The sequence below is a fragment of the Acinetobacter sp. YH12218 genome (assembly GCF_013417925.1).
Classification (GTDB): Bacteria; Pseudomonadota; Gammaproteobacteria; order Pseudomonadales; family Moraxellaceae; genus Acinetobacter; species Acinetobacter amyesii.
In genome coordinates, this window is the sequence record NZ_VPDB01000020.1 from 1 (window position 1) to 14,194 (window position 14,194).

Annotated in this window: 12 protein-coding genes and 1 rRNA gene; 12 read left to right on the top strand and 1 reads right to left on the bottom strand. The window is 40.0% G+C overall.

Annotation, left to right across the window (positions count from 1 at the left end; all coding sequences use genetic code 11):
* Window positions 1-4: 4 nt before the first annotated feature.
* The 8 genes from rrf to hisC all read left to right on the top strand — a co-directional run bounded on the left by rrf (window position 5) and on the right by hisC (window position 7,468).
* Window positions 5-119: ribosomal RNA gene (rrf, locus tag FTV03_RS07615) — 5S ribosomal RNA — on the top strand.
* A 260-nt stretch (window positions 120-379) separates the two neighbouring features.
* The gene (locus FTV03_RS07620) at window positions 380-1,834 is read left to right on the top strand and encodes an RNA polymerase factor sigma-54 (RefSeq protein ID WP_180040836.1); all 1,455 of its coding nucleotides are present in this window, start codon (window positions 380-382) and stop codon (window positions 1,832-1,834) included.
* A gap of 168 nt (window positions 1,835-2,002) precedes the next feature.
* The gene (gene hpf, locus FTV03_RS07625) at window positions 2,003-2,335 is read left to right on the top strand and encodes a ribosome hibernation-promoting factor, HPF/YfiA family (protein ID WP_078191195.1); all 333 of its coding nucleotides are present in this window, start codon (window positions 2,003-2,005) and stop codon (window positions 2,333-2,335) included.
* 135 nt (window positions 2,336-2,470) lie between these two features.
* On the top strand, window positions 2,471-2,722 hold the full coding sequence (gene ibaG, locus FTV03_RS07630) for a BolA family iron metabolism protein IbaG (protein ID WP_078191194.1): 252 nt from the start codon (window positions 2,471-2,473) through the stop codon (window positions 2,720-2,722).
* A 6-nt stretch (window positions 2,723-2,728) separates the two neighbouring features.
* Window positions 2,729-3,985 (top strand): UDP-N-acetylglucosamine 1-carboxyvinyltransferase, encoded by a 1,257-nt coding sequence (gene murA / locus FTV03_RS07635; RefSeq protein ID WP_180040838.1) that lies wholly within the window; start codon window positions 2,729-2,731, stop codon window positions 3,983-3,985.
* Window positions 3,985-4,686 carry an ATP phosphoribosyltransferase gene (gene hisG / locus FTV03_RS07640; RefSeq protein WP_180040840.1) on the top strand — a complete coding sequence of 234 codons (702 nt, stop codon included), beginning with the start codon at window positions 3,985-3,987 and terminating at the stop codon, window positions 4,684-4,686. The genes murA and hisG overlap by 1 nt, the downstream gene beginning before the upstream one ends.
* Before the next feature lie 201 nt (window positions 4,687-4,887).
* Window positions 4,888-6,189, top strand: coding sequence for a histidinol dehydrogenase (gene hisD, locus FTV03_RS07645; protein WP_180040842.1), 1,302 nt, complete (start codon window positions 4,888-4,890; stop codon window positions 6,187-6,189).
* Between the two features lie 181 nt (window positions 6,190-6,370).
* A complete protein-coding gene (hisC, locus tag FTV03_RS07650; RefSeq protein ID WP_180040844.1) occupies window positions 6,371-7,468 on the top strand; it encodes a histidinol-phosphate transaminase in 1,098 nt (365 codons plus the stop codon).
* A 103-nt stretch (window positions 7,469-7,571) separates the two neighbouring features.
* Here the strand turns inward: hisC and pabB are convergent, their stop codons facing one another.
* Window positions 7,572-8,912 carry an aminodeoxychorismate synthase component I gene (gene pabB / locus FTV03_RS07655; RefSeq protein WP_180040846.1) on the bottom strand — a complete coding sequence of 447 codons (1,341 nt, stop codon included), beginning with the start codon at window positions 8,910-8,912 and terminating at the stop codon, window positions 7,572-7,574.
* Window positions 8,913-9,167: 255 nt separating this feature from the next.
* Between pabB and FTV03_RS07660 the strand changes: the two genes are divergently transcribed.
* The 4 genes from FTV03_RS07660 (at window position 9,168) to FTV03_RS07675 (ending at window position 14,184) form a co-directional block, all read left to right on the top strand.
* Window positions 9,168-10,217 (top strand): DUF6160 family protein, encoded by a 1,050-nt coding sequence (locus FTV03_RS07660; protein ID WP_180040848.1) that lies wholly within the window; start codon window positions 9,168-9,170, stop codon window positions 10,215-10,217.
* 196 nt (window positions 10,218-10,413) lie between these two features.
* Entirely contained in the window at window positions 10,414-11,247 is an 834-nt protein-coding gene (locus tag FTV03_RS07665; RefSeq protein ID WP_180040850.1) for a C39 family peptidase, read from the top strand.
* Between the two features lie 60 nt (window positions 11,248-11,307).
* Window positions 11,308-12,507 carry a hypothetical protein gene (locus tag FTV03_RS07670; protein WP_180040852.1) on the top strand — a complete coding sequence of 400 codons (1,200 nt, stop codon included), beginning with the start codon at window positions 11,308-11,310 and terminating at the stop codon, window positions 12,505-12,507.
* A gap of 12 nt (window positions 12,508-12,519) precedes the next feature.
* Complete coding sequence (locus tag FTV03_RS07675; RefSeq protein ID WP_180040854.1) at window positions 12,520-14,184, top strand: OmpP1/FadL family transporter; 1,665 nt, start codon at window positions 12,520-12,522, stop codon at window positions 14,182-14,184.
* The last annotated feature ends 10 nt before the right edge of the window (window positions 14,185-14,194 follow it).

A 14,194-nucleotide genomic window follows, 5' to 3' on the forward strand; every position in this document is an offset into this window, starting at 1 on the left:
TTGTGCTGGCGACAATAGCAAGAGTGAACCACCTGATCCCTTCCCGAACTCAGAAGTGAAACCTCTTAGCGCTGATGGTAGTGTGGGGTTACCCATGTGAGAGTAAGTCATCGCCAGCTCATTATTCGAAACACCCCCTTCAAAGCGAAGGGGGTGTTTTTTTATGTGTGGTGAAAAGGAAAATAGAGTGAAATTAATAATATATCTAATTAAATAATTCATTTATAAGGCGAATTGTTCCTAATAAAAGAATAAATTAGCTGAATAATGTGTCTAAAAAAGACAAAAAATCGGGCGTTCTGTTCAAAATTATGCTATAAAAAATAAAACGGCATAAAAATTGCTTATAAAGTGCGGTTAATTATAGGGGGAGTTATTAATGAAATTAGCGATGGGGTTAAAGGTTGCCAATTCCTTATCATTAACACCTCAATTACAACAAGCCATTCGTTTATTACAGCTTTCAAGTTTGGAATTGGAACAAGAAATTCAAATCCAACTCGACAGTAATCCTCTATTAGAGAAAGTTGAAGAACAAAATACCGTTGAAAGTTTAAATAGCTTACAAGAACAAGAAAGGGAAAATAAAGACTTAACCAATGAATTAAATGCCGATCATTTGCCTGATGAGTTACCGGTAGATACGGAGTGGGATGATGTTTATACGCATCAACCTACAAGTTTAGGTGCTGCTGAATTTGAAGAGCGCGAAGATAATCGGCAGGGGCATCAAAGTTTACAAGCACATATGCTTGAGCAAGTTAATCTTTTACACTTTTCTGTGATCGATAAACTAATTGCACACTGTATTATCGATGCTTTAGATAACAAAGGTTTTTTAGATTGTGACTTAAATGAAATTACCCAATCTGTTCAGCATCTTTTAGATTCTATGGATTATGAAGAAGAAGTCGAAGATGACGAAGTTTTGGTGGTTTTAAAGCATATTCAGCGTCTAGATCCTTTAGGTGTAGGTTCACGTAATCTCGCTGAATGTTTAATGGTACAAGTTGAAAATCTTCCTGAACATATCGAATATCGATATGAAGCTATTTTATTATTGAAAAATTATGAGTTGCTGATTACCAATGAATTACCTAAGTTAATTAAGCAAACGGGTTTAAATACGGAACAACTTAAACTAGCCATTTGTTTGTTAAAAACATTAAAAGCACATCCAGGGCAAGAGTTTGAAGATAAAGATTCAGACTATCAAATTCCAGATGTAGTGGTGCTAAAAAAGAATGAACATTGGTTGGTACAGTTAAATCCTGATGTAATGCCAAAGCTACGAGTGAATTCTTTCTATGCCAATATGATCAAGCGTGCAGATCAAAGTGACGATAATCAATATTTACGTAATCAAATGCTTGAAGCTAAGAATTTCATTAAAAGCATTGATGAACGACATAAAACTTTATTAAAAGTGGCAACCTGTATTGTGGAGCATCAACGAGCGTTCTTTGAACAAGGGCCTGAGGCAATGAAGCCTTTGGTCCTGCGAGATATTGCGGAAGAAGTTGAACTCCATGAATCCACAGTTTCCCGTGTAACCACAAATAAATATATGCTCACACCACGTGGATTATTTGAGTTGAAATATTTCTTCTCAAGTCATGTTGGAACATCGTCTGGTGGGGAAGCGTCTTCGACGGCAATTCGTGCAAAAATTAAAAAGTTGATTGCAGAAGAAAATACACGTAAGCCTTTGTCTGATAATGCAATTGCAGTTTTGCTTAATGCAGAAGGTATTGATGTTGCTCGTCGTACAGTTGCGAAGTATCGTGAATCGTTACATATTCCATCATCTTCAGAGCGAAAAGTGTTGATCTAAATTTGAAAATCTGACTATTCTAGAGGTTCATTATGACGAAATAATGAATCTCTTTTTTTATAAGGAATGGCCGAAATGATCTGATTGTGTAAATGTATGCTTCGCATATTGAGTTGGATGATTCGGCTTGAACTTTTCCAGTCCTGAAAGAAGGTGAGGGATAGAATTATGCAGATTACAATTCGTGGCCATCATTTAACAATTACGCCAGCAATAGAAGAAAATATTCGTCTTAAATTTGCGGAAATGACCAAACATTTAGATCAGGTCAATAGTATGCAAGTCAAACTGACTAAAGATCATCAGGTTGATAAACGTTCAAAAAAAGGTAGTGATAATCATATTGCGGAAGCGATTATACGATTACCTGGGACAGAACTTTTTGCACAAGCGTGCGCTGATGATATGTATACCTCGATCAAAAAATTGTCTGAAAAATTAAAAAAACAATTACATAAACATCGAAAAATGCAGCTCATTTATATGCCTTTAACGGTTTAGATTGTAAATTGTACAAAAAGAGGTTTTTTATAACCTCTTTTTTTATATATATAATGTATGTGACTAATGAATTATTTTTTAGATTTATAGTAAAATGGCGGGTTTTACACCGTTAGTCCTATATGGGGTCTTGTGATGAATAGTGAACAGCTCACTGAAATTTTAAAAGCTGCTTTTCCAGAAGCTGAGGTTGCAGTTAGTGGGCAAGGCGGCAAATTTGATCTACGCATCGTCGATGATCAATTTGAAGGCAAACGTCCTGTTGCTCGTCAACAATCTGTTTATGCACCTTTGAACTCCTACATTGCCAGCGGTGAAGTACATGCAGTAACAATTCGTGCAATGACCAAAGAAGAATGGCGCAAAGCAAGCTTATTCGGAGCTTAATAATTAATGGATAAATTTCTGATTCAGGGCGGTACTAAGCTCGAAGGTGAAGTTCGTATTTCTGGTGCGAAAAATGCTGCATTGCCATTACTCGCTGCAACTATTCTTGCGGATACACCTATTACATTAACCAATGTACCAAATCTTAAAGATGTGAACACCTTAGTGAAATTGATCGCAGGTTTAGGTGTTCAAATTAGTTATGAAGGTGATACGGTTAAAGCAGATGCTTCTAGCCTAGATAACCAATTTGCACCATATGAACTCGTGAAAACCATGCGTGCATCTATTTTGGTGCTAGGCCCGTTATTGGCGCGCTATGGTAGTGCAAAAGTGTCTTTGCCGGGTGGATGTGCAATTGGTTCACGCCCTGTAGATCAACATTTAAAAGCTTTAGAAGCACTTGGTGCTGAGATCGAAGTTGAAGCAGGTTATGTGCATGCCAAAGTGGATGGTCGTCTAAAAGGTGGCGAAGTTGTCTTTGATATGGTCACAGTTGGTGGTACTGAAAATATTCTAACTGCTGCGGTTCTTGCAGACGGTGTAACGACCATTCGTAACGCGGCTCGTGAACCTGAAATTACCGATCTTGCTAATATGTTGATCAAGATGGGTGCAAAAATCGAAGGTTTGGACACAGATACTTTGGTTGTTACAGGTGTTGAAAGCCTACATGGCTGTGAATATGCCGTTGTTGCTGATCGTATTGAGACAGGTTCTTATCTCGCTGCAGCAGCGATCACTGGCGGTAAAATCAAAACCACACATACTGATCCAAACTTGTTGGAGTCTGTGCTAGATAAATTTGAAGAAATGGGCGCGGAAGTTACGCGCGGTGAAGATTGGATTGAACTGGATATGATGGGTAAACGCCCGAAAGCAGTTAGTTTCCAGACTTTACCACATCCAGAATTTCCAACCGATATGCAAGCACAGCTGATGGCTGTGAATGCAATTGGTCGTGGTTTTGCCACAATTTCTGAAACGATTTTCGAAAACCGTTTCATGCATGTACCTGAATTAGCACGTATGGGTGCCAATATTCAGGTTGAAGGTAATGATGCTGTTGTTACAGGTGTAGAGAAATTATCTGCTGCACCCGTGATGGCAACTGATTTACGAGCTTCTTTCTCATTGGTTTTAGCAGCACTTGCCGCTGATGGGGAAACGTTGATTGACCGTATCTATCATATTGACCGTGGTTATGAAGATGTTGAAGCGAAGTTACAAGGTTTAGGTGCCCAAATTAAGCGAGTAAGTTAATGAGCGATATGAGAAACGATGATCCCAATTTTGACGTAATGGGCAATTTTGATCATGGTTTAACTTTAGCATTAAGTAAGGGACGTATCTTAAAAGAAACTTTGCCATTGTTGGAAACAGCTGGCATTAACTTATTGGAAGATCCGGATAAATCTCGTAAGTTAATTTTTCCAACGACCCATAAGCACGTACGTATTTTAATTTTACGTGCTTCTGATGTACCAACTTATGTTGAAAATGGTGCTGCAGATATTGGGGTGGCAGGTAAAGATGTGCTGATGGAACATGGTGCACAAAATGTGTATGAACCATTGGACTTAAAAATTGCCAACTGTAAGTTAATGACGGCTGGTAAAGTTGGCATGGTTCGTCCAAACGGTCGTTTAAAGATTGCAACCAAGTATGTCAATTTGACCCGTCAATATTATGCAAGCTTGGGCGAGCAAGTGGATGTGATCAAACTTTATGGTTCTATGGAACTTGCACCATTGGTTGGTTTAGGCGATTACATTGTCGATGTTGTGGATACAGGGAACACTTTACGTGCCAATGGTTTAGAGCCTTTGGAAGAAATCTGTAAAGTGTCTTCACGTTTAATCGTGAACAAAGCAAGCTTTAAACGTAAACAAATTTTGTTGAATCCAATTCTTGCACAGCTAGAAAAAGCCGTGGAAGAACGCGAGCAAGCAAAAAAAGCATAAGTTGTTAAGTTTCTAGCTATGCTGATCAAACCGCTCAAATTTGGGCGGTTTTTTTATGAAAACTGAAAAATAATGATAAAACTGTATTTTCATCAATTTTAACGAAAGTTATTTTCAATAAAACTCCACATGAACACATGCGATAGATGTCCACAAGCTGCTGTAAAACAGGTAAACTAATCTTTTCCAATAGATTACCTTGTGGGTAAATTGATGCGACGTTTATCGACTCAAGATCAAAACTTCAAGCAAGCTTTTGCTGACTTGTTGGCTTTTGAAACTGTGAATGATCCAGAACTTTTAAAAACCGTTGACCAAATCATTGCTGATGTTCGTCAGCATGGTGATGCTCATGTTCTTAAATTGACACAGCAGTTCGATCGACATCCAGCGCATCAATTCTCAGAATTAGAGCTGACACAAGAACAGCTGAAAGCAGCATTTGATGGTTTAAGTTCAGAAGTGCGTGAAGCCTTAGAACTTGCTGCGAACCGTGTTCGTGAATTTCACCAAGCGCAAAAGCAAGACGGCTGGACCTATGTTGATGCTTTAGGAAATACGCTTGGTCAAAAAGTCACACCGCTGGACCGTGTGGGTATCTATGTGCCGGGCGGTTTAGCTTCTTATCCGTCTTCTGTATTGATGAATGCTGTACCTGCGCATGTTGCTGGTGTGCCTGAAATTATTATGGTGGTGCCTGCGCCGAATGGTGATTTAAATCCATTGGTTTTGGCAGCAGCTTATTTGGCTGGCGTACACCGTGTATTTACCATTGGCGGCGCGCAAGCGGTTGCAGCATTGGCTTACGGCACAGAAACCATCCCATCTGTAGATAAAATCACTGGCCCGGGCAACCGTTTTGTTGCGGCAGCAAAACGTGCAGTATTTGGTCAAGTTGGCATTGATATGATTGCAGGGCCATCCGAAATTTTGGTCTATGCAGAAGGTCAAAACAATGCTGAATGGCTGGCGATGGATTTGTTGTCTCAAGCGGAACATGACACTGTGGCTCAAGCGGTGTTCATCACGCCAGATGCGGATCTTTTAGATCAAGTGGAACAATGGATTGAAAAGCATTTAGAAGCATTGCCTAAAGCGAATATCGCGCGCACTTCAATTGAAAACCGTGGTGCATTAGTTTTAGTCAAAGACCGTGCTGAAGGCGCTGAATTGATTAACCAGGTTGCGCCTGAACATTTGATGCTGTGCTTAGATCAAGCGCAGGAAATGGCTGAAGATATCCGCCATGCCGGTGCAATTTTTATGGGTCGATATACGCCTGAAGCGATTGGTGATTACTGTGCAGGTCCAAACCACGTGTTGCCTACTTCGGGCACAGCGCGTTTTTCATCACCGCTCGGTGTTTATGATTTCCAAAAGCGCTCAAGTTTAATTATGTGCTCTGAAGATGGTGTGAAAAGTTTAGCGAAAACGGCTGATACATTAGCGGAGCAGGAAAACTTAGATGCGCATGCGCGTTCAGCACGTTATCGTTATCAGTAAGAAAATATAGACTAGGTGAAAAACTTAGTTTTCCAAAAATATAAACCTTTCCCTAACCCTCTCCTTTCAGGAGAGGGGAAATCTCATAAAATGAATATTCCTCTCCCTGAACGAGCTTTAAGGATTCCTTTAAAGCGAAGTGCAAGAGAGGTTAGGAGAGGGTGAGAAAGAGCAAAATAAAATGCCAAATATTACCGCTGAACAAATGCGTTTTTGGAGTCCTGATGTACGTGAATTAGAGCCGTACACACCGGGTGAACAGCCTAAAATCCAAAATATTTTAAAACTCAATACCAATGAAAACCCGTATCCGCCATCGCCAAAAGTGGTGGAAGCAGTTCAAAAAGTGTTGGCAAATTCTGCTGATGTTTTACGTTTATATCCAGATCCAGATGCGTCTGAGTTAAAGCAAGCGATTGCAAAACAGCAGCATGTGCCTGTTGAACAGGTCTTTGTTGGTAATGGTTCGGATGAGGTGCTGGCGCATATTTTTAAAGCCTTTTTTGTGCAAGAACTGCCGGTTCTGTATCCAGATATTACCTACAGTTTTTATCCGGTATATAGCCAATTTTTTGGTATAGCTGCCAATACTAAAATTTTGCCGCTGAACGATGACTTTGAAATAGTTGTGGATGACTATAAACAGCCGAATGGCGGCATCATCATTACCAATCCGAATGCACCAACCAGCATTGCTTTAGGTTTGTCTGCAATTGAGGAAGTCCTGCAAGCTAATCCAAATTCAGTGGTTGTGATTGATGAAGCGTATGTCGATTTCGGTGCGGAATCTACTGTGGCTTTGGTTGCGAAATATGAAAACCTTGTGGTTTGTCAAACGACGTCTAAGTCGCGTTCACTTGCCGGTTTGCGCGTTGGTTTCGCGATTGCGCAGCCGCATTTAATCGCAGCGCTTGAAGCGGTAAAAAACAGCTTTAACTCCTATCCGATGGACCGTTTTGCGATTGCAGCAGCCGTGGCGTCATTTGAGGATCAAGCGTATTTTGAAGCGCAAAATGCCAAAGTGATTGCGAGCCGTGAAAAACTTGTAGAGCAGCTTTCTGAGCTGGGCTTTAAAGTATTACCCTCTGCGGCAAACTTTATTTTTGCCTCACTGCCAACGAAAGACGCGGGTGAATTAGCTGCTGAATTGCGCGAACGCGGAATTATCGTGCGTTATTTTAATAAGCCGCGGATTAATCAATTCCTTCGTATCACCATTGGTACAGATGAACAAAATCAGCGCCTTGTAGATACTTTGAAAAACGACATTTTGGCTTGATTTCTGTAAGCTCAGCGAAATGTAAATCTAGCCTAATCTTCCTTTTTAAAGGAGGTTGGAGTGATTCATTAAACAAGCGATTCAATTGAATCGCTTTTTTTGTTTATTCTGGCTTATACCAGGTATTTAACAAATCCAGCATGGCTTCGACTTTATCAAAACATTCTTGATATTCAGCATCGCAATCAGATGCGATGGTGATTCCGCCGCCGGCCCACAGCGAAACCTGATCTTGGTATTTTTGAATAGAGCGGATCAAAATATTCCAAGAGCCCGTGCCATCGTGATTAAAATAACCCATCGAGCCGCAATAGGCGCCGCGCGGGGCGCCTTCAAGTTCCTCAATGATTTGCATCGCGCGGATTTTAGGCGCGCCGGTAATCGAACCGCCTGGCAGGGCAGACATCAGAACTTCAAAAGGGTTTACATCTGTTTTCAGCACGGCTTCAACTTCACTGACCATGTGATGCACTTGATTAAAACTTTCAATATCAAAAAGTTTAGGTGTTTTTACAGAACCTGTTTCTGCATAAACACTCAAATCATTACGCAGTAAGTCGACAATCATGACATTCTCAGCCATGTCTTTTTCAGATGATTTTAACCGTTGTTTTGACTGCTCATCTAAAATTGGATCTTCATAGCGAGGCATCGTGCCCTTGATTGGCTTGGTAATCATTTTGCGTTCAGGCTTAAAATCTATAAAAAGTTCAGGCGAACAACTTAAAATTTCAAAATCATCAATACGTAAGTAGCCTGAATATGGTGCATCAGTCAGTGACCAAAATTCTTGAGCGGTATCTAAGAGTGAACCGTTTGCTTGAGCTGTAAATTCTTGGGTTAAATTAATTTGATAGCAATCGCCCGCTTTAATATATTCCTGAACTTGGTCAAAGGCTTTTGTGTAGTCTGACTTGGACCATCTTGCAGTACATTTTTGCGTTAATTTAAATCGATCTTGAGCGATCTCGGTTTGAATTAGGTGATCAATGTAGTCGTAAATCTTAGCTGCAGAATGATCAGAACTATAAAAATACCAACCATCATCTTCTAATTTTAAAAAACTGGAAAATTGTCCTAAAAACAAGCGAGGTTGGGCTTTGGCGTGCAAGGAAATCTGTTGCTGCGTTGCATAATCATAGCTAATAAAACCAGCCCAGCCCCCAGAAAAACCGCTGCCTAATTTTGAACATAAATCTTGGAAGGCGATATTTTGCAAGGGCTGAGTATCACATTCCGCATATTGATCTAAATTGGTACGGACATAAGTTTTAAGTTCATCATTCTTAAATTGCTGATATTGATTTGCCAAAAAGCAAATAACAGGTTGGTTTTGATCTTCTAAAAAAATCACATGTGACAAGGGTACAAGCGCTTGCAAAATATTTTGAGCACTAACATTTTGTTTGAGAATAAATTTTTTAAAAGAAATCGGTTTTTGCATCAACAGAGAAATTAAATTTAAAGACTAAAATGGATTTTATACCATTCCTAATTCATTTGGTTTGCAAATACCGTTTATCGGTAAGAATTAGATTGCGACCAACGACAGTTGAACAAATTTCAGCTTGGATATAATTTAATCGAGCGAGCAAACAACTCAAGGAAAGATTTAACAGTTGTCACAAAATAATATTACAGCTGAATAAATCGAGTGGTTGAAAATCAAAAAAAATAAATACTCTTGGGAGAGTACCGTATGAAAAATTTCACTAAATTAGCTCTAGTTTCTTCAATCGCATTTAGTGCGAATGCTATGGCTATGCAAGCAATGGACGATGCTGCACTTAGTTCAACCACTGGTCAAGATGGTATTAACATCGGGATTGGTATTTCAAAAGTTGCAATCGAGAAACTTTACATTCACGATAATGACGGTTTAGCAACTGATGCAAAAAACGTTGTGACAGGTACAAAAGTTACTTTTGATACAACTACAACTCCTCCTACGCCAACAGGTTTTGCTGCAAATGCAGAAGTTTCTTCAACAAATATTGTTGGTGGTACAGGTGTAGCAGGTGCTCTTTTAATTAAGGGGAACGGGATAGCCGGTGATGCTAATGAAAAGCATGGTCTTGTAATTACTGCGAATTCACAAGCTTTGTTAGCAAGTCATAATTTGGCTGATTTACGTATTGACTCAGATGCTGGTAATTCTGCAAAAGGTGGAGCGTTTGTTAATATTGCAGCGCAGGTTTCTGGTTTAGATATTAAAATTGGCGAAATTGGTGTAACTGCATCAGGTACAGCAGGTACAACAGGTATTCGTCGTGGTGGTGATGATAGCAACTACAATGCAATTCTTTCTGGTTTAACTTTGAAAACAGGTCAGATGGCTGCAAATATTCAACTTGGTGCAGCTCCACAGGGTGCAATGATCAAATTGAATACAACTATGATTGGTGGTTTAGAGATTCAAAATCTAGGTATTCTGGATGCATCAACTAAAACGGCTACACGTGAAGCAGGTGAAATCTTTATTGAAAGCATAAAAGTTGCTGATGCGGGTAAAACAGACTTAACCATTAACCAAGATATTAGTGTTTATGGTGCAGAAGGAGCATCAAAAGGATATATTCAAATGGTGAGCAACTCTGGTCCAATTGATAACTATGTGAAAGGTGTTCATTTAGGTAGTCGTACTGCTGGTTCAATTGGTGATATCGAAGTTCAAGGCTTGCAAACATATTATAGCCCTAGTTTAGGTGTTTATAATCCAGGTTCTGTGATTACGATTTCTAGTAAGTAATTTAGAATAAAATAAGGCGCGTGTTGATCACGCGCTTTTTTTTACAAAAAAGTGCGGAATGACCCAACAAAGCATAAAAAAATGCTGTTTTTTTATAAAAAAAAAGGTATCTTGCATAATACATGGATGTAGAGCATTAGCTCTAAAAAATAATGAAAAAAGGCACATCATTGCCGATAACTAAAAGTTAGAAGATATGTTAGAGATAGCTGTAGGCTCGGCATTGATGTATTACTTTGCCAAAGAGTCCTTCGATTTAAAAGAAAAGCCAGTCGGAACAGTTCACTATACCGAAACATTGGATTCACGAAATGATTCCTTTACTCGGATGCACCGTGAATCTGTAAAAATTAAACCTGCCATAGAAGATCAATTTCGAGGCATCGTTCGGCAAGCCTACGACTACAGTTGTGGTTCGGCGGCCTTAACTACTTTATTAAATGGTTATGTAGGTACACAGCTGACTGAGCAACAGACCATGAATGGTTTGCTGAAATTTGGTGAAACTGAAAAAATTATCGAACGTCGAAGTTTCTCCTTATTAGACATGAAACGTTTTGTCGCTGCTGTCGGGCTAGAAAGTGGGGGCTACAAAGGGGAGTTTTCAGATCTAGTTAAGCAAGGTCAGCCTGCGATTGTTCCCATTTCATATGCTGGTTTTAAACATTTTGTGGTGTTTAAAGCCTATAAAGATGGGCGTGTTTATGTTGCAGATCCAGCACTGGGCAATATCAGTTTCGATGAAGTTCGATTCCAAGAAATATGGGAAAACAACACATTATTTTTAATCAATGTTGCGCCTGAGCAACGTAAAAATTTATTGGCTTTGCAAGATTCAGACTTGCGACATGTTGAAGATGCAACCGTGAACCGTTATGCATTGGTTGATATTCAATATCCGCAGTTTTACATGGAAAAAATTGCAGACAAGGCATCTACGATACGACTTGATAAAAATATGAATGAAGAGTCGGAGTCATATGGTAAATCGAATTACAACTTTCTAAGGCTTTACTATAAGAGTAAATAATTAGATGAATGCGTATAACAAAGCGTCAGGATTAAAAAAATAAAAACGGTGGGAAGGAACATGAATCGTAAATGGATGAACAAAACACTACTAGCCATGAGTATTCAGGTGGTGATGGGGGTTGCCTATGCAGCTGAAGAGCCAAGCCTTGGAGAATATGATCCGGTTGAACAAGAGACAGTCGTAGAAGAGTCTGTATCTCCTGCTACTGTAAACCAAGCTGATAATGCACAAGAAGCTGCTGCCGAGCCAGAAATTGGACAGTATGAATCTGTAGAAGAGCCCGTACAAGCTGAAATGCCACAATCCGAAGTCGCTCCTGCCAATGAAAAAGCATCGACAGCACTTCAGCAACAAGAAGGTGATGCGAGCCAAGAAGCGAATTTACAGGAAGTATTTAGCTCGAATGAACGTCAGTATTCATTGATTAAAAAAGGTGAAATATCATCTTTTTACGATATAGATTACACCTATTACCGTGATACACAGCTTGATATGGAAATGGCACAAGGCCAGCTTTATCAACTACGTGTACAAGAAAATGCAACACACTCAATGACCAATACATTTACCGTGCAATACGGTGTAATGGATAATTTGACATTCTCTGCATCTTTGCCTTTAGTGGCGAAAACTGATTTATTAAAAGATACTTCAACTGCAGGTTTAGGGGATATTTCTTTAGGCGCACGCTGGGAACCATTCCCACTGAAGCAAGGTCGTTTACCACTGATTTTATTTGGTAATTTGTCTACGAAAACAGGTGACAGTCCATACGAAGTCAATGCAGTAAATGATCTAGCAACAGGTAAAGGTTACTATTCGGCAGGTATCGGTGCGAGTACGCGTAAATATATTGACCCCGTTGTGTTGTTTGCATCTGTCTCAGCCAACTATGGTTTCAAAGAAACTGGTTTAAACCAACGTCGTGGTACGCGTGTCATTGAAGAATTTGAACCGGGAATTAGTGGCGGTTTTGCATTCGGTTTTGCATACTCGTTTAACTACGATGTTTCCCTCACCATGTCATATCAACAAAGTTTCAATACCGGCGCTGAATTTACGTATAGCAGTGGCGAATCCTATTCACCTGCAGACCAAACCAGCTCAACTCTAGCGATTTCTTTAGGTGTACGTGTATCACCGGATACGATTGTGAACGGTACAGTGGGGCTAGGTTTAACTGAAGATGCACCAGATGTGTCTTTAGGACTGTCTTTCCCGTTGGATATCCTAGGTTTCGGAAAAAAACTTCGTTAAGAGGGCTGTCGTATGCGTAAAATTCGACTCAGCCCACTTGTTAGTGCGATCGTTTTAACGGGCTGTTCTAGTGCTGCTTTTGCACAATTGGGTACCAACCTTTCAGTTGATGTAAGGTCACTTGCATTAGGTAATGCAGTGACTGCTGATCCTCCGGGGATTAGTGCCGTGCATTTTAACCCTGCAGCATTAACCAAAATTGAAGGTTTGCAAACCGATATGCAGGGGATTATTGCAAACTTTGATATTCAACGTGAATTTACCGTTCCTGCGGGTTATAACGTCTTTGGTTATTCTGATGATCCAATGGTCTGTAATGATGGCCCTGAAGTAACGGCTGATATTTGTACGGACTTTAAAGATAAGGTTTCTGGTGATGTTGAATATGCATCTCTATATGTACCTGTCTTAAAAAAGATGGTGGATTTTGGTGCTGGACAACCCATTGCCGCGCCAACGATGGGGATTGCCTATAATCCACCGGGTTCTAAAGCAACATTTGCATCAGCCGTTTATGCACCTTTGATCGCGGGTTTTGGTGCTGAAAATGGTAACCCGGGTAATTTCATGGGGCAACAAGTTGCTCTAGAGCGTATTACTTATCTATCGCCAACTGTAGGTTATCAAGTCAGTGATGAGCTATCGATTGGTGGTGGTGTAGGGATGTCCTATCAAGCCATTGGATTGAAATCTGATCTACGATTTCCCAATGAGTTGATCGGTATGTTAAGGATGATTGATGAAGTCGTCTGTACGCCATTCAAGGAAAATTCGGACATTATTACCGACATCTTGCTATTGGGGATGTGTAATACCGAAGAAGGGATGAACCCATTTGGTAAATTTGGTCAGATGGAATTGGCTTTAGAGCAGTCACTGAGCCCAAGTTACAACTTAGGGGTTTTGTGGGAGCCACGCGAAGATTTTAGTTTTGGTATGGTGTACCAAAGTGCAGCGAAAATGCGCATGAAAGGTCGTTATCGCATACAAAATGCGAAAGCACCTCAGGAGATGATTAAGGGATTAATGTCATCACCAACAGGTCAAATTTTAGCTGCAATTTTAGGTTTCCCAAATGCTGTGCCAAACTCGGAGTCGGGTTTGGTTTCGATGGATTTTGAATATCCACAGCATGTACAGGCGGGGATCAAATATAAGGTTATGCCTGATTTACAAATCAATTTTGATGTGGGCTGGACCGATTATCGTGCTTGGGACAAATTCCGTTTTGAATTCGACCGTCAAATTTCAGCGCTGAAAATTGCAAAATTATTATCTGAAAATGTGACCGATAATTCTTTGGCCTTACCTTTGAAATTTACGTCGCCTTGGAACTGGGGCATCGGTATTGAATATTCAGCAACAGATCGTTTGAAATTGCGTGCAGGCTATGAACCACGGAGTACCTCTATTCCTGACGGTAAGCGAAATACCATGGTACCAATTAATGGTGCGCAACTCTTTGGTATGGGGATTGGATATCGTTTTGATGCAGATACGGATCTAGATTTATCAATCGGCTTTTTACGCAGTAAAGATAACATTCCAGCGAATACTAGTAGTCTTGCAAACTTAACCGGTGTGAATAACATACTTTTAAACCCATATGCTGGAATGAATGTAAAAACCGATACGAAAATCACCATCCTAGGATTAAATTACAGAACTCGTTGGTAGGATAAGCAAA